The sequence below is a fragment of the Paenibacillus sp. Y660 genome (assembly GCF_057221575.1).
In genome coordinates this window covers 68904-84881 of record NZ_JBXBBJ010000019.1, presented here as the reverse complement: position 1 = coordinate 84881, position 15978 = coordinate 68904, and the positions used below count along the sequence as shown (strand labels likewise).

Annotated in this window: 14 protein-coding genes and 2 pseudogenes; 8 read left to right on the top strand and 8 right to left on the bottom strand. The window is 43.6% G+C overall.

Annotated features, from left to right (window positions below):
* The first annotated feature begins 297 nt into the window (after positions 1 to 297).
* A complete protein-coding gene (locus AC2TDN_RS19560) occupies positions 298 to 693 on the top strand; it encodes a VOC family protein (protein WP_482067964.1) in 396 nt (131 codons plus the stop codon).
* A 166-nt stretch (positions 694 to 859) separates the two neighbouring features.
* On the opposite strand, the gene AC2TDN_RS19555 is transcribed toward AC2TDN_RS19560, so the two are convergent.
* Positions 860 to 1144, bottom strand: a complete 285-nt coding sequence (locus AC2TDN_RS19555) for a type II toxin-antitoxin system death-on-curing family toxin (protein WP_484689878.1) — start codon at positions 1142 to 1144, stop codon at positions 860 to 862.
* Positions 1145 to 1384: 240 nt separating this feature from the next.
* On the opposite strand from AC2TDN_RS19555, the pseudogene AC2TDN_RS19550 reads away from it, so the two are divergent.
* Positions 1385 to 1801: pseudogene (locus AC2TDN_RS19550) on the top strand (transposase); the annotation flags it as partial.
* Positions 1802 to 2497: 696 nt separating this feature from the next.
* Positions 2498 to 2716 (top strand): annotated as a pseudogene (locus tag AC2TDN_RS19545) (group II intron reverse transcriptase/maturase); the annotation flags it as partial.
* A gap of 258 nt (positions 2717 to 2974) precedes the next feature.
* Here the strand turns inward: AC2TDN_RS19545 and AC2TDN_RS19540 are convergent.
* From AC2TDN_RS19540 to AC2TDN_RS19520, 5 genes are all read right to left on the bottom strand, one after another.
* The gene (locus AC2TDN_RS19540; protein WP_484689876.1) at positions 2975 to 3250 is read right to left on the bottom strand and encodes a CPBP family glutamic-type intramembrane protease; all 276 of its coding nucleotides are present in this window, start codon (positions 3248 to 3250) and stop codon (positions 2975 to 2977) included.
* Entirely contained in the window at positions 3251 to 3739 is a 489-nt protein-coding gene (locus AC2TDN_RS19535) for a hypothetical protein (protein WP_484689874.1), read from the bottom strand.
* A 29-nt stretch (positions 3740 to 3768) separates the two neighbouring features.
* Positions 3769 to 4347: a TetR/AcrR family transcriptional regulator gene (locus AC2TDN_RS19530; RefSeq protein ID WP_484689883.1), complete on the bottom strand. Its 579-nt coding sequence runs from the start codon at positions 4345 to 4347 to the stop codon at positions 3769 to 3771.
* A gap of 271 nt (positions 4348 to 4618) precedes the next feature.
* Positions 4619 to 7018, bottom strand: a complete 2400-nt coding sequence (locus tag AC2TDN_RS19525) for a hypothetical protein (RefSeq protein WP_484689872.1) — start codon at positions 7016 to 7018, stop codon at positions 4619 to 4621.
* Positions 7019 to 7906: 888 nt separating this feature from the next.
* Positions 7907 to 8446 (bottom strand): DUF6155 family protein, encoded by a 540-nt coding sequence (locus tag AC2TDN_RS19520; protein ID WP_484689871.1) that lies wholly within the window; start codon positions 8444 to 8446, stop codon positions 7907 to 7909.
* 91 nt (positions 8447 to 8537) lie between these two features.
* Between AC2TDN_RS19520 and AC2TDN_RS19515 the strand changes: the two genes are divergently transcribed.
* The 3 genes from AC2TDN_RS19515 (at position 8538) to AC2TDN_RS19505 (ending at position 11764) form a co-directional block, all read left to right on the top strand.
* The gene (locus AC2TDN_RS19515) at positions 8538 to 10964 is read left to right on the top strand and encodes a TOTE conflict system archaeo-eukaryotic primase domain-containing protein (protein ID WP_484689869.1); all 2427 of its coding nucleotides are present in this window, start codon (positions 8538 to 8540) and stop codon (positions 10962 to 10964) included.
* 191 nt (positions 10965 to 11155) lie between these two features.
* Entirely contained in the window at positions 11156 to 11365 is a 210-nt protein-coding gene (locus AC2TDN_RS19510; protein WP_484689867.1) for a hypothetical protein, read from the top strand.
* Positions 11366 to 11392: 27 nt separating this feature from the next.
* A complete protein-coding gene (locus AC2TDN_RS19505) occupies positions 11393 to 11764 on the top strand; it encodes a helix-turn-helix transcriptional regulator (protein WP_484689866.1) in 372 nt (123 codons plus the stop codon).
* On the opposite strand, the gene AC2TDN_RS19500 is transcribed toward AC2TDN_RS19505, so the two are convergent.
* Entirely contained in the window at positions 11728 to 12780 is a 1053-nt protein-coding gene (locus AC2TDN_RS19500; protein ID WP_484689881.1) for a phosphatidylglycerol lysyltransferase domain-containing protein, read from the bottom strand. The two genes, AC2TDN_RS19505 and AC2TDN_RS19500, sit on opposite strands and share 37 nt — an antisense overlap.
* 219 nt (positions 12781 to 12999) lie before the next feature.
* On the opposite strand from AC2TDN_RS19500, the gene AC2TDN_RS19495 reads away from it, so the two are divergent.
* A complete protein-coding gene (locus AC2TDN_RS19495) occupies positions 13000 to 13221 on the top strand; it encodes a hypothetical protein (protein ID WP_484689865.1) in 222 nt (73 codons plus the stop codon).
* A 221-nt stretch (positions 13222 to 13442) separates the two neighbouring features.
* Positions 13443 to 13865, top strand: coding sequence for a CHRD domain-containing protein (locus AC2TDN_RS19490; RefSeq protein ID WP_484689863.1), 423 nt, complete (start codon positions 13443 to 13445; stop codon positions 13863 to 13865).
* A 119-nt stretch (positions 13866 to 13984) separates the two neighbouring features.
* Here AC2TDN_RS19490 and AC2TDN_RS19485 read toward each other — a convergent pair whose 3' ends face one another.
* Positions 13985 to 15907: a putative bifunctional diguanylate cyclase/phosphodiesterase gene (locus AC2TDN_RS19485; RefSeq protein ID WP_484689861.1), complete on the bottom strand. Its 1923-nt coding sequence runs from the start codon at positions 15905 to 15907 to the stop codon at positions 13985 to 13987.
* Positions 15908 to 15978 lie beyond the last annotated feature (71 nt).

Below are 15978 nucleotides of genomic sequence, written 5' to 3'. Positions count from 1 at the left end.
TCCGAATCGAGCGGAAAGTCATATTACTTGAATGACAGAAATAACCCAATATAATACTTGGAAATGACGTTGCCCCTTCGTATGGGGAGGGGGATGGTGTATGCTAAAATCTAGCAATACCTGCCGATTCATCATTTCCACTTACATTTTTGGAAGTAGTCCCCTATGACATCGTGTATTAAGGCTCATTACTATGGACTTTCGAAATTCAGGTTCAATAATTTTATTTATATAGAGGTAGGAAAGGGGAACATAATTAAAGAAAGAATTAAGAAAGACAAATCAAAGGAGGAAGTCATGGGAAGATTAGTTCATTTCGAGATTCATGTAGATGACATGGAGCGTGCCAAGAAGTTTTATGGAGAGGTATTTGGATGGACATTTGAGGATTGGAGCAGTTATGCTGGAATGCCCTACTTTGGAGCTGTGACTGGAGAAGCTACTGAGCTTGGAATCAACGGAGCTTTAATGCAGCGTCAATGCGCCTCCCCAGAACCAGGCCAAGCTATGAATGGTTATGCATGCACAATGGGAGTAGAAGATTACGATTCTACTGAAGCAAAAATTGTTAGCCTTGGAGGCAAGCTCGCATTGCCAAAGTATGCACTGCCTGGGATGGCGTGGCAAGGGTATTATATTGATACAGAAGGAAATACATTTGGAATTCATCAGCCAGATGAGAACGCAAAATAGTCGTTTGCCTTCTCCTCATATATATACAACAGCCCGACCTCACGCGGTCGAGCTGTTGTCATCTGTCTACAGAATATTCTTTCAAAATATGTGCAGCAGTCTCCAACGAATGCATGCCTTTTGCAATATCCACGATAAACTCCACTGCATATTTACGTTCCATTCTTCAATGTTTTCCATCTAACATAAGGAATGATTTTGTAACTAGATAGGCCGTCCGTTTATTACCGTTGTGGAAGCAATGATTTTTCACCAGAGATTCCTGTAGAGCCGCAGCTTTACAAAATATATTGGGATAAGCATCTTCTCCAAAAACACTTTGCTCAGTTCTATGTACCGCAGGTTCCAGCAGACCATGATCCTTCACACCCGCTTGCTCTACGTCGTTCATTCTTTTCATCATAAAATAGTGGGCTGAAATAACCTCTTCTTTGGTTAGGAAGATTGGCATATCATCGGTCCCTTAAATCCTCAAGAATGCCTTCATTTTCTTCAAACACATCAAAGAACGCTTCTAGAACTTCTGGTCTAACATTATCGGGTAGCTTGCGATAGCCGTACGCAGCGCCTTCTCCTGCTAAGAATTCCATGACACATTCAAAAAAGTATGGCGACTTATGAAAGAATGTGACATCCAGTCTGTCATTCGCAAGAAACGAAATTATTCCAGCTACACACCTTCAGTCGTTTATCCTTTTATTACCTGTCAGTCATTCAGGATCTGTTTAACAATGAGATCGTAGCATGGCAATTATCCGGTCGGAATGACGTCAAACTTGTTCTAGATACGGTGGATCAATGGACCAAGAAAAGAGACGTATCAGGCGCCGTGCTCCATTCGGATCAGGGCTTCCAGTATACGTCTCAAGCGTACAAACAACGATTAAAAGCGTTCAACGTTAAAGGCAGCCTCTCTCGCAAAGCAACCTGCCTGGAAAACGCATGCATCGAATCCTTCTTTTCGCATCTCAAAACAGAGAAGTTGTATCACTATCAGTTTAAATCAGAACCGGAGATTCATCAAGCGATTGAAGAGTACATCTATTTTTATAATTATCAACGCATGCAAGCCAAACTTACCTGTAGTATTTTCACCGGCAACCCCTAACCTTCTTGTCTTCCACACTATCGCATGTGATACGGGATCAACGTCTGAGCCAGTCTAACCAAGGTTGAACAAGTAGGGGATGAACAGAATAGCTCTCGGGATCCAAGTCCACGGGCAGGATAATTCAACAATTTCGAGAATATGTCAAGTATGGAATTATTTTGCGAAGCTCGGAAATAAGACGTTAGATGAAAGTGCGAAGAAAAAAAGGAAAACCAAAATTTAAAGGAGGGCTAATTAGTGAATAAAAGACCAGTACTTATAACAATTATTTCGATTATATTAATTGCTCTATCCGCAATTACCGCTTTCTCCCACACATTAAGAATATTCTACGACATGGAATTAAAGATAATAATCTTCCCATCTTCAAATATAATTAAAATAATTATTATGTATTTAAGTTCACTTGTATTATTACTAAGTGGAATAGTTATGTTAAAAGGGAAGAGTTGGGGGAGAATAATAATAATAATTTGGTGTCTTTTCACATTAGTAATTTATGCTGACTTTATTCTACCAAGAATCGTATATATAGTAATTCTATCGATAGTTTTGTTTAATAAGAGTGCAAATAATTATTTCAATAAAGAGAATAGAAATCTAACCATTTAGTATAGTTGAAATATTGAAGGAGAAGCTTTATCGCTGAGCTACTCCTTCTTTTTAGTGCGCCCAGCATGAACATTATCTCAAAAAGGGAGCCACGGCGCAGATGGCATGTCGGTAAAAGACTTACGCAGACACATCGTGCAAAACTGGCAAACGATTCGAGAAAAAATCGAAAGCGGAACCTATGAACCAAGTCCAGTCCGAAGGGTCAAAATCTCGAAACCGAGCGGTGGAACTCAATTCTTAGGCATACCCACCTTGACAGACCGTCTCATCCAGCAAGCGATCACGCAAGTATTAACGTCTTGATGCGGCATCGATTAGTTTAAAACAATATTATGACCGTGAAGGAGCCGCCATCTTTTGCTCACTCCGAATACATTATCTCCAAACATTCATTGGACTTACGATATGGACGGGGAACTAAAGCTTATTGGTGTATGAAAATATTCAATATTTAAAGGGGAGACCCCTGAAGATCACGCCACACATGGCGTAGTCACAGTTTTGATGTCACCAAAGCAAACGCCCCGCTTCATGAACCATTTGATTGTACATCGACTAAACATTAAGCGATATTATAAAGACACCCATAACAGACATGAGATCCATTATATAGTGAACGATCATGAAAGGAACCAGTCGTTTTAATTTCAAGTACAAGCCCCCTACCACAAATGCCAAAGGAATCATGCAACCAACATGCCAAATCATAAATTTCATATCAATAGTTACAGGTAGCGTAAAATGCTGAAACGCTAAAAAGAATGCTGAAAGTGTTAACGCAGTAACCCTTGAATTCAACTTGACTTCCAACCGAGGCAAACAATATCCCATCTAAGTAGGTAATTCAACCAAAGCGTTTGTTATTGGCCATACCAGTAAACCAATTATTGCTGCCCAGATAGGAAGTGGTTGTGCCATTGCCTCATTGGGGACTGCAACCCCATACATGAGATAAGAAACGCCATAAATTCCGCCAAACCCGAATACAATCCCAACAAACAAAATGATAATAGATGACCTAACATCTTGTTTAATCTTTTTTCTATCAAAATGAATGAGATCTCGGTAGCTTATCCCCTCTTTGATCACGAGCCAACGTAGTATTATGAAGCAAATCATATTGGCAATAATTGCTGATATAGGCCACCAAACAGCGGATGCAGCCAACGATAATCCAAAAACAATTATAAAAAGCCCCTGGACAACAGCAAACAATATAGTTCTGCTTGCAAGCATCCATAGAGGCCAATAGGAAGATATATTATTTATTTGAAATCGTAAAGCAATGTTTTGCAGGTTATTTAGCTCTAACTTCTCCATATTAATCTCTCCTAATTAGGTGATACGAATTATTGATCCGCCGTTATGGCATTAACGAAAAAGATAATATGGTTATTTAACTTCTGTTCGACCTTATCCGTACTCTTATCTTCAAATTTTAATAGATTATACTCCTTAATTAATTCAAAAACACAATACTGATATTCTATAGCCAACATCCTCGGGTTTTGCGGTCTTATTTTCTTCAGTGCTATCATCTTAGAAAATACAATCTCCAGACAATCAATCGTCCTATTAACAATATGCTCATAATATATTTCTCTCGCCGTGAGATCGCAAAACATTTCAATGTAGATGATCCGCCAAATTCTCCGCATGGTTATATTATCAATATGTGCTTTGAAGTTAGCCAGGCCTTGTTCCAGAAATAAGATTGGACTCATTACCGCAGCAATTTCATCCAGCTTATCCTGCGGAGGTAAGATCTTGGCAATTTCGTTGCGAAAATTAGAAAAGATCGTTGCTAAAATCTCGTCCTTATTTTGAAAGTGCTTGTACAACGAACTCTCCTTTATGTCAACCTCCTTGGTGATTTGTCGAATCGATACTCCTCTGTACCCTCTTTGAGAAAATAAGTGAATCGCAATATTAATGATTTCATTCTTAGTAGCATTCTTTATCGGCGTCGAATCAAGATTCAGATAGGTTATGTTTACTTGATTAGTAATGATAACTAATCCTCCTTATTCACAAGATAGCTAACGTTCGTTATCCAAATGATACCTTGATACCTGTTGCCTGTCAAACAGATAACACAAAGCAAAAAAGACACCTAGCACGGTGTCTTTTCCGCAAATCTAATGCTCCCTCCGCTATTTCCATTACTTTTTCTGCATTCTCATGTTAGCCGCTAAGTCTTTAGGGGTAACTTATCAGGACGAAGGCAGGCTGAGAGTCAGCGTCGGCATCTATGGACATTTCATCATAATAGCCCTCTGCTAAGGAACGGTGCACACGGAGAGATCGCAGATCAATCTTCACAATCTCGGTATACATCTTCGTCCTTGCGATCTTGCCTTCCTCTTGAAGCCGATATCGATCATTCTCGTTGCTGCGCAGCATAAAGTACAAATGGCCCCCATGCTTTATAAGCTCGCCAATGTCCGCATAGTTTTGCCGAAAGATCGTTTTCACCTCATTCCGCTTCCAATCAATTCCGATAATGCGATAGCCCTGCACAAGGTAAAAGACATCTGTCGCCTCGTCGATGATCAAACTATTTTCCCCTTGTGTCGTACGGTCATAGATGCCATCAGGCTCAGAACGCGGGAACGCTAAAGAGCTAAGCCACTTTCCTTGCCGGTCAAAACGCTCTAAACGGCGGTCAAGCAACACAATGACCTCGTCTTCATAGGGAACAATCCGCACACCCGCTATCGCGTTCTCATTATAACCGATGTAGAATGAACGATACTCCCGCTTCCCTTCATCATACTGATATAAATAACCGTTAAGATAGTACCACGTGAGCCCGCTTTGCCGATCTTGATACCACTCCTGGGGGTGAAAATGCTCGAACACCGTCTTTTTCATACCGGCTGTAAATTGAAACGGTTGCGGCTTGGCACTCATTTGCTTCAATGCCATATCTGTGGAGTAGCGGTAGGCAGTTGAAGCGATATGCAATTGCTCTCCTTCAAGCGTAAGCTGATACGGAGCTGCAACTTCGAGTCTTGTCTCGATCTCCAGCTTATCATTCAGCATGAGCACCCGAGAGCCTTCCGTATCCGCAACGATCCATCCGTCATTCACGCGAACGAAATCTCTGGCTCCGCGACCGGCAAACCCTTCTCCAGTAGTAACAGAGACCGTTATCGGCAACTCGCCGATTTTTACAAGTTTGTTGTCTTTGTACTCGTAGAAATGCCGGTTAACGAGCACATACCACCGGGAACCGAGCTTACGGTATGTCTTCGCAAAACTATAATCTGAATCCTGATGTACCTCGTCTACCGCCTGCTTAACCTTTGCTGGAACTGAAGCGTTTGTATTATCCTCCTCGAAGCTCCATTCCAGGACATCGTGACTAACCCAATCAAAGGAATAGGGCGGCCGATCTTCTTGCTTAACGGTGACATCGTTTATAGAGGACGCCCAGATCGCTTCCGGAATTGAATCCTCGGTATGAATGAGATCATGCCAGGAAATATATTTTGTTTCCCCATTTAATTTAAATTCCATGAACGACCCTTTAGCAGTTACAAGCCTTGCACCTTGGGTTGAGAATTGCGTGTATTTTGGCGGGTTAAGTTCTTTCGCGTCCCCGTCCTTGTACTGAATAACCTCCAACCGGTCAGGCGAAGCATACGTGAACGTACTGGGATTCAGCGCTTGCCAATCTTTCTGCCACAATCTTGGCTCTGCCGGAAGCAAGGAGCTAAAACCATTGTTGATAAACGTCCATGCTTCCTGCCCGTCCTGGCTGCGGAAACGTCCCAAGAACTGCGGGGAATCCTCCAGAAAGGTCACCCGTTTGGCGTCAATCAGCTCATAACCGGCATAGCGCCACGCATCATTATTAGGTTCTGGGATATAAACAATGCTGCCATTCTCATCGGTGAAAGAGTATATTGAAGTCCCTTGAAACGATTGAGTATTAGAGAAGTAACGCAAGCCCTGTACCTTTGCCGGCATTTTCATTGTAGCATCATCCATGAACTCCCTATTCAAAGATACCCACTCATTGCTGGAAGGATCAAAAATATGCTCCGAGAAGCCTGGTCCATTGAGCACCTTGACGAAGAATAGACGCGGTTCCTCTGCCGCCGTCATGGTTAGCACCTCTTGCGGCCCAAAAAATAATTCATGCTGAGCAATCACGACTGGCTTAGGCTCTATACGAACAGCCATCCAATCTCCTCGTCGTCCCTCTTTCCCGGAACCCTCCTCTAAAAGCTGGGTGCCAATGAGCATATACTGTCCATTCAGCCATGCCTGCGCAGCCAGCGGTTTCTTCCATTCGTGCAGCACTTCCTTACCCGCTCCGTCCGAGATGTTGTAGAGATGAAGATCCTGCACATAAATCGTTTGCGGACCTCGCTTCCACAGCACCTGAGGCTCCTTCTTGTCTGTCATAAATTCGCCTTCCAGGGGCTTCCAAGCACTTTCTCCTGCATCAGGAGATTGTACAGAAGGTGCGGGCTCCACAGCAGGTACATGATTGTCTTTCTTATTAACTATTGAGAAGAACAATACAATGGAAAGCGTTATAACGATAATACAACCCATTATGATGAAAGATCGCCTACGCTGTTTCATGACAGCCACCCCTTTTATCCATCCCAATATAACCACATCCATTAGACGAAATTAATTGGAAAAAGTTTCAATAAGGAGGGGTGGAAGGGAAGTCGTCTATTCCTTGCTGTCCCCATACCAAAGAACCAATAGAATCATCCACACATCCTCCGATCTAATTATTGTCGTCCACAAGAAAAAATACCATGCCCAAAATCATTAGACACAGCGCTTCCTTTTAAAAGAATACTTTAAGGCTTTAGCCTTTACTGTTGCTTATTAAAACTTGTTCGAGATGTATCCATAAAAAGCAAAAACCCACAACCTCTTGCGGTTGTGAATTTACATGGTGGAGGCGAACAGTGGCTGTGCAAACTACAATTCGGCGGGGATTGTTGCTGGAATTTTATGAGATATCCACACTTGAAGCTACCCGATTAATTCCCTTATTTGCCTTACAGCCTCTCGTCCGGCAGACAGGTCTGCACTTCTGGGATCTTCCAGGTTAATCCTTTTGGCAATCTGGTCAGGATCAATAATGGTATCAACATAATCCCTCATTTGAAGGCTGATTGTACTTTTCCCGGCTCCTTTACTACCAGCAAAAACCGTCATTACGGACTCAAGCTCAGTCATGACTAACAAGCTCAGTACGATTTCCGGCTAAATCGTAAGTAATCTCGAATTTTTGTCCTGTAGCATCTTCACGTATCCTTTTGCCGTCCATTATATAATAAATGGAGGCTCCAGCCTTTTTGCCTCTCCGACTGCATGCTGATTGGCCTTTTTCAATAACCGTTGCCATTCTTCTCTTTGGGGCAGCATTAGGATAGCACCTCGCTCAGATTTCGATTTTTATTTATAATATTATGACACAATCCTTGCGGTTAAATAATTCGTCCGTATTCGCTACTCAAGGTCTTCTTCATCCATGTGTCCCAAATAGTCATGATACAAATCCATCATATCAAATCCAAAACCCCAGCCAATATCCTGACTGCTCTGCATCAATTTTTTGCATCGATCTACAAACTTGTCTTCTAATTGATTGTTTACAATATACTTTAAGGCTTGTTCATATATGCTTGCTATAGTATGGTAGAATTTTTGATCAATGTCTCCAAATGAAAGTGTGAAGTCCACTCCACATTCCACTGTAAAAACCATTATTTCTGCAATTTGCTCCTTGTTGTTTGAAACATTACTAAAGTCCTTTATTGCTTTCTTCACAATCGGGTACCGCAAAATCTCTCCCTTGTGGCCAAATTCCTTCTCAATAATTTTCTTATACTTGCCTAAGACCTCGCCTTGATCAGGAAATAACACTGAAAAATAATGTTCTTGAATGATCGGGTATTTCTTGACCAAATTCAAGATTTCAGCCTCAAGCTCTTCCCTCGTAAAATTGTTCAAATGCTTTTTAATGGTTGAGTTTCTTAATTTCAGCATGATGTTAATCCCCTTAATCAGGTTATAATTCCCAGCATTATTACTCTACAGCTTACAAGGTATAATATAAATAAAACGCGAGGACTAAGCAATGGACAATATGGAAAATAAGTATAACGCGGCTCTAGCGCATATTGAAGAACTTAAGCTGGAAATCTCCCGGTTGAGAAATCTCCTGGGACTTAGTGATGATGAAAATATAACAAGTACAAATGTACAAATAATGTCTTATTCCACCTCCCCGGCAAAAGAAAGCAAGGAGACAACTGGTGGAGAGACCAATGTTCACCAGTACTCTACGGTAGGGGATAAGCTCGCCCTATATAGAAGTTATTTTCGAGGCAGAAATGATGTATATCCGATTCGCTGGAGCAACAAACAAGGCAAGTCCGGATACTCGCCCGCCTGCGCCAATGAGTGGACTTCCGTTTGCGAGAAACCCAGAGTAAAATGCTCCGTCTGCAAACACCAGAGCTTCATGCCTCTTACAAACGAAGTGCTGTCATCCCATTTAGATGCAAGACAGGACCGAACGATTGGCATTTATCCAATGCTGCCCGATGAGACCTGCTGGTTTTTGGCCATGGATTTTGACAAACACGATTGGAAGCAGGATGTTGCTGCCGTGATGCAGCTATGCACAAGTCATGAAATACCCGCACTGTTGGAGCGCTCACGTTCCGGCAATGGTGGCCACATTTGGATTTTCTTCAGTCAAAATATTGAAGCGGCTACAGCCAGAAGATTGGGAATGACTTTGCTGAGTTTAACCATGAACAAAAGATATCAACTCGGCATGGAATCCTATGACCGTCTATTTCCCAATCAGGATACACTGCCCAAAGGCGGTTTCGGGAACCTCATTGCCCTTCCGCTTCAAGGCGGACCACGTAAACAGGGAAACAGTGTCTTTGTTGATGAACACTTTGAACCCTATGCTGACCAATGGGGTATATTATCCAGACTTGGCAAACTAACCGAGGATGATGTGAGGCAATTTATATACAAGCATGGGGAACATAGACTGTTAGCAGCAACTGACGATAAATTGGCCGGAATGGCAGAAGAACAGAGTAAATATATTCATGAGCAGCCGATTTTGATGAAATCATTGCCTTCTGAAATACAGATTCTACAATCAGATCGACTTTATTTTCCTAAATCCGGACTTCCTTCAAGTACCGTTCATGCTCTGATTAAACTTGCATCGTTCTCCAACCCCGATTTTTATAAAGCACAAGCTATGCGGCTCTCCACCTACGGTAAACCCCGGGTTATCTCATGCGCAGAGGATCTGGAGAATCATATAGCTCTTCCAAGGGGATGCTTGCAGGATTTAATATCCTTTTTTGAGCAAAATCAAGTTAAAGTATTACTTGACGATCAACGTTCGTCTGGAACTTCAATAGAGGCAGAATTCACCGGTACGCTGACTACTCTTCAGGATACTGCAGCCAGAGCAATTCTAAACCGGGATATAGGCGTTCTCTCGGCGGCAACCGCATTCGGTAAAACGGTCGTGGCAGCCAGCATCATCGCTTCAAGAAAGACAAATACCTTTATTCTGGTGCACCGCCGGGAGCTTATGGAGCAATGGCAGGAACGTTTGCAAACCTTTTTGAAAATCCCAAAACAAGCAATCGGTATGATTGGCGGCGGCAAAAATAAACGAACCGGCATTATCGACATTGCTGTCATTCAGAGCCTCAACTATAAAGGGAATGTTAAACCCTTCGTAAGTGAATACGGTCAAGTCATTATGGATGAGTGCCATCACGTATCAGCCTACAGCTTCGAACAGGTTCTACGGGAAGTCCGCGCAAAGTATGTATTTGGCTTAACTGCCACCCCTAAACGTCAGGACGGACAAGAAGCCATCGTACGATTCCAGCTTGGACCAGTGCTATTGAAGGTGGATGCCAAAACTTTAAGCAGCTCCAGAGGATTTACACTAAGAGTCGTTCCCCGGTATACCCATTTTCAGATTACACCTGGAAAAGTGGTTTCCGGTATTCAGGATATTTATCAGAAGCTTGTAGATAACGAGGAGCGCAACACGCTTATTTTTGACGATTTGCTTATCTGCCTGAATGAAGGCCGCTCTCCGCTGCTGCTGGTTGAACGGACTGCTCATGCTGAATATTTTGCAGAGAGATTGCAAGCCTTTGCCAAAAACGTAATTGTGCTTAGAGGCAGAATGGGAAAAAAGCAGAGAGAAGCTCTACGCGCCCAAATCGCATCTATTCCGGATGATCAAGAACGGGTAATCATCGCTACCGGCAGGCTGATAGGCGAAGGCTTCGATGACGCCAGACTGGACACCTTGTTCCTTGTCCATCCCATCTCTTGGTCAGGCACCTTGCAGCAATATGCAGGCCGCTTGCACCGAAGTCATGCCAATAAAGAAGAAGTGAAAATATATGACTATATCGATCTTCAGGTGCCTATGTTGATGGCGATGTTCAAGAAAAGAGTGAAGGGTTATCGGAAGATGGGGTATAAGGGGGCGGAGTTGTAGAAAAGTGCATAAAAATAGAATTTGAAACCCTTTCCCTAAAATGGCCTTAATGCCTTGCTGGGAAAGGGATTTTAGGAACTGAACCGTGGCTGTGTAAAACCACACTTCGCCGGAGTGTGATGGTTAGGATGTTTGGGGAGGTGGCGTAATGCTCATCTATTCAGTGTGGGGAGTTCTGCCACGAGGATAAAATGACACAGATCTTCGAGAGCATAGAGCAGCTGCTTCATGATTTTGACGGGATCACGCTTTCGATGGGGGTTGATCATTGCGTCAGCATGAAAGCGGCAAGTCATTCCTATAACTATGCTTGCAACGCCAAAAGCTACAAATTTTATTCAGGGAATAACTCGATTATTCATATAAACGATATTATGGACGCCGGCGCCGCCGACAAATGAGCGATATGGAGGGGACCGCAAGGCTCGTTGAATTACAAAAGCTTTTCGCTTGCCGATATTGCTAATAAGGTTTTTATATCGCCCAGCTATATTTGTGCTGTGTTTAAGCGAGAAACGGGAAACACCATTAATGAAAACATCATCGAAACGAAAATGAATTCAGCGAAAAAAATGCTGAAAAGCACAAAAATGAACGTGCTTGAAATTGCGGAGCAATTGGGATATGAGAACTCCCATTATTTCAGTTATTCGTTTAAAAGTACACCGGCGAAACTCCACAGCATTATAGAAGCAGATTTGTTTCTCAATCTTAATGACCGAATGAAGAAGCCCTCCGGCAGCGGAGGGCTTCTTGACGCGATTCAGGCTCTCTTGCGCAAAATCGAGTTTTCCTCGTAACGGTCCGGAAGCGTACACTTCTCCGCCGCCTTGCCGGTATATGGCCGGTGGATAATGTAAGCGAGCGAAGCGATCGTAACGGGCAAGGTGGCGGGAGGATAAGCCAGATAGACGGACTCCCACCTTGGGGCGAATTTGTTCTTGTACTCGTAAAGCCCCTTGAAATTGTACAGCTTGCAGCCGTATTTGTAGAACAGCTTGGTCAGAAGCAGCTCGTCGGCGCCTGCAAGCGGAGCCATGCCCAGGCTGCATACGTCGTAGCCCTGCTCTTTGGCCCACATAAACAGGGACAGAAACAGAAAGTCCATCGTACCGTGCGGGCAGTCTTTCGTATAGCGCATCAGGTCGATGGTTAGCTGACGGCGCACGTCCGTGCCGCGGGACGCCTTGTTCGGCCGGTGATCCCCCGCCAGCGAGACGAACGCTTCCTCGCAGCCATCCGGGCCCACCAGCACGGCCACCGGAAACCGGCAGACATATTCGGGCGAGAAGGAGCCTACGGAGAAGCTTTTTTCCTTCCGGCCTCCGAGCCAATCGTCGGATATGGCTTGCAGGCGGCTCAGGAAGGAAGCTGCGTAAGGCGGGTAATGCACCTTCAGGGAGTAGTCGCCCCGCGCAAATTTATTGATGCGGGTGCGCAGTTTCAGCCATTTTTTTCCGTTCAGATGAAAATCCGGCAGGTCGACTTGCGCTTCCTCTCCGAATTTGGCGCATAGGAGCCCAAGCTCCTTATAGTAGGGGAGATAGTCGGCTTTCGCCTGATAGAACACCGGCACGCACTTGGTCCTGCGGCAGTCGGCCATAAATTGCACGAGCACCCTGCGCACGGCTTCGGGGCTCCCGATCGGGTCGCCAAGCACGATTCTTCGTTTGCCGGCTGAGCGGTATACGATCAGCGCCTCGTGGCCGGCCTCCCAAAACCATTGTTTGTCGCCCAATTCGTACAAATGGGAATGAGAATTATAGCCCAGGCTATCGAGCAGTCGGCGAAGTCTTTGTTCGGAAGTGCGGTCCATCAACAGTAAATCCTCCAAGGTATGCAGTATCCAGGCTGCTTGTATTGTCGATATAATTATACTTGATACTCATCGATTTTGGCATGGAAGATTTAAGAGATGAGAGAGTTCTGACTAGGTCAAGCTTGTTGTATTAATTACAAGAATTGATTTTAGACGATCTATATTTGACTTCAATGCCTCTCTCATAAGTAGCTTGGCTAGGAGTCTGTCCGACGAATGAGTTTTCAAGAGCCCTCACTTCGAGATAGACTCGTGAATTTGAAGTTTGGGGAGCAATTAGAAGCGCCAACGGTCGGAATTCAATGTTCGGGAGGAGAGATCGTTGCTATCAAATACGATATCCAAGCCTTCCTTAGCATACTCGATCAAGATGTGCCAAACCCTCAGTTGCTTCACTCCATCGCAAGCAATTACAACTCTAAAACTGTTCATCAATAGAGACACCGAGAAGATCTATTTAACGCTCCAACTAGCACAGGATGACAAGCTATTGCCAAAATAATTCTGATGCCCTGTGATTGTTACCACACAGGCTTCTATGGGTGCAGTCACAGTTTTGATGTCCCCTATAAACTTCATCTTCATTCACATGAAAAATCTCCAAGCGTTAGACAGATGTACAAACCTCCCCCTTCCTCATCGAATAATATACCTTATTAATGAAAAGAGGGGTGAGGGATATCAGAACGTTTAAAGCAAAATTAAAAGGAAGAAACGAAGTACCTCCTGTAAGGACAATTTCTACAGGAAATGCTGTTTTTCGGCTAAACCGTGATGGTAATAAGTTGTTTTTTAGGTTAGTTATTCAAAATATTAAAAAAGTAACCCAAGCCCATATTCATCTTGGGCGAAGAAATGAAAATGGTCCCGTAGTAGCCTTTCTATTCGGGCCCTCGAAATTTGGCATTTCCGTAAAACAAGGAGTTATTCGGGGAACCCTGACTCAAAATGATTTAGTCGGCCCTCTAAGCGGAAAGACGATCCGTGATCTAGTTCTTCAAATTGAAAGCGGCAATGCATATATTAATGTACACACCATACAAAATCCAAATGGAGAAATTCGCGGCCAAATCATTTCGTAATTCCAACCACACAAAAAAGCCGACCTCATGCGGTCGGCTTTCTTGATGGTGGAGGCGAGCCGTGGCTGTGTAAAACCACAATTCGCCGCCGTGTAATGCTGCGATTTTTCTGTATACATTCACATCTCAGCAGGTAAGCTGCCCCCTATGATCCACACAATATCCTCAGCCGCCAATGGCCGGCTCAAATAATATCCTTGCACGGCGTCACACTTATACTGTTGTAAAAGCGTGAGCTGTTTGCTCGTTTCGACGCCCTCAGCAATGACCTTGAGTCTTAAAACATGGGCCATCGCGATAATCGCCTGTACGATCGCATTATCTTCTTCCGAATTGGTTATGTCGTTGGTAAACGACCTGTCGATCTTCAAGGTATCAATAGGCAATTGCTTTAAATACCCGAACGAAGAATAACCTGTCCCAAAATCGTCAATCGAAATGCCGATTCCCATATTTTTTATATCCGTTAATTTTTGTATGAAATTATCCATATTGTTCATTGCCATACTTTCCGTAATTTCGATCTCCAGAAACTGCGGATCAAGTCCGGTTTCATTCAATACCCGCTTTACCATCTCTACTAAATTTTCCTGCTTCAACTGCATCATCGACAGGTTAACCGCTACAGACAGGTTTTGAGTCATTTTATTATTGTGCCATTCTTTGCATTGCGCACATGCCTTGTATAGCACCCATTGACCAATTGGAACAATTAATCCCGTCTCTTCAGCTAAAGGAATAAACTCATCGGGAGCGACAAATCCCAATTCCGGATGTTGCCAACGGATTAAAGCCTCGACCCCGATCATCCCTCCTGTTTTCAAATCTACCTTTGGTTGATAATGCAGAACAAATTGATCGTTCTCCAAGGCTGCGCGAAGGGCATTTTCCATGTTGAGCTTTTGAAGGCTCTGAATCCCCATCCTCTCATTAAAGAATTGATAGGTGTTCTTCCCTTTTTCTTTGGCGCGGTACATGGCCGTATCGGCATTTTTTATCAGGATGTCCACTTGGTCACCGCAAGACGGATATAAACTGATGCCAATGCTCGGGGTGACATATAATTGATGTCCGTGCAATGTGAAGGGTTTGTTAATCGCATTCAAAACATCCTGCACTGCTTGTTCTGCTTCCCGATGCGTAAGACCGGGCAATAAAAACGTAAACTCGTCCCCCCCTTGGCGTGAAACCGTATCTTGCTTACGCAAGCAACCGGTTATTCTCTCAGCTACATGCTGTAGCAGCAGATCTCCAACATTGTGTCCCAATGTGTCATTGATAAGCTTAAAGCGGTCCAAATCCATATACATAACCGCAATGCTGTGGCCGCTTCGCTTCGCCTCTTCTAATGCTAGGGTTAACCTGTTTTTGAATAATCTTTGGTTAGGCAGTCCCGTTAATGCATCATGATAAGCCATATGCCTGACAATTTTCGTATGCATGTAAGTGAAAGCGCTGAAAGTTGTAACTGCAAAAATCATCACGGCAATAGCACTCGGGAACAATCTGCTTCCTGGGAAAAGATTCAATATCCCAACCCCATACCCAATCGCTACGGCTGAACTAAAAACAAGCAGAAAAACACGTTTATTCGGATCCGATATTCTCAAGCTGATCGAAAAGGAAATCAATAAACTAATCATAAACAGCAGCACGTTTACAATAAAAAGACCAGCCCAAGATCCGTTAGCCGGAAACATAAAATCAGTAGATCGGTCCGCCTGGACAAGATATATGCCCTCGATCCCAAACTTCGTCCACCCGGCGAGATACACAATCAGCCCCCAGGCAAAGATCAGATACACCATGGTCTTATGCACGGCAAAGCGAAGCCATAAGGGTTTCCGATCCTCTGCCACTTCCTTGGACATACTGTATGCAACATAGAACAGACAGGGAGTAAGCATAATCGGACCAATGCGGAAGAGGCGAAATAAAATTTCAACTACCGTTTCAGGCAGAAGATGATGCGCATATAAAGAAGCTGAATCCAGCTCCCACATCGAAGCAAAAAATAAAAACCAAAATATAGCTTTCGCCATCTCTGTCTTCTCGAAAATATATAACGTGATCAATCCGACGACAAATGGAACTAAAGCAATAATAAAAAGCA

Bases quoted from the DNA above. Each gene is read 5' to 3' on its own strand.
- AC2TDN_RS19525 (WP_484689872.1), bottom strand. From the start codon at position 7,018: ATGAAACAGCGTAGGCGATCTTTCATCATAATGGGTTGTATTATCGTT.
- AC2TDN_RS19555 (WP_484689878.1), bottom strand. From the start codon at position 1,144: ATGCCAATCTTCCTAACCAAAGAAGAGGTTATTTCAGCCCACTATTTT.
- AC2TDN_RS19515 (WP_484689869.1), top strand. From the start codon at position 8,538: ATGGACAATATGGAAAATAAGTATAACGCGGCTCTAGCGCATATTGAA.
- AC2TDN_RS19560 (WP_482067964.1), top strand. From the start codon at position 298: ATGGGAAGATTAGTTCATTTCGAGATTCATGTAGATGACATGGAGCGT.
- AC2TDN_RS19490 (WP_484689863.1), top strand. From the start codon at position 13,443: ATGAAAAGAGGGGTGAGGGATATCAGAACGTTTAAAGCAAAATTAAAA.
- AC2TDN_RS19510 (WP_484689867.1), top strand. From the start codon at position 11,156: ATGACACAGATCTTCGAGAGCATAGAGCAGCTGCTTCATGATTTTGAC.
- AC2TDN_RS19495 (WP_484689865.1), top strand. From the start codon at position 13,000: ATGAGTTTTCAAGAGCCCTCACTTCGAGATAGACTCGTGAATTTGAAG.
- AC2TDN_RS19485 (WP_484689861.1), bottom strand. From the start codon at position 15,907: ATGGCGAAAGCTATATTTTGGTTTTTATTTTTTGCTTCGATGTGGGAG.
- AC2TDN_RS19500 (WP_484689881.1), bottom strand. From the start codon at position 12,780: ATGGACCGCACTTCCGAACAAAGACTTCGCCGACTGCTCGATAGCCTG.
- AC2TDN_RS19540 (WP_484689876.1), bottom strand. From the start codon at position 3,250: ATGGGATATTGTTTGCCTCGGTTGGAAGTCAAGTTGAATTCAAGGGTT.
- AC2TDN_RS19520 (WP_484689871.1), bottom strand. From the start codon at position 8,446: ATGCTGAAATTAAGAAACTCAACCATTAAAAAGCATTTGAACAATTTT.
- AC2TDN_RS19535 (WP_484689874.1), bottom strand. From the start codon at position 3,739: ATGGAGAAGTTAGAGCTAAATAACCTGCAAAACATTGCTTTACGATTT.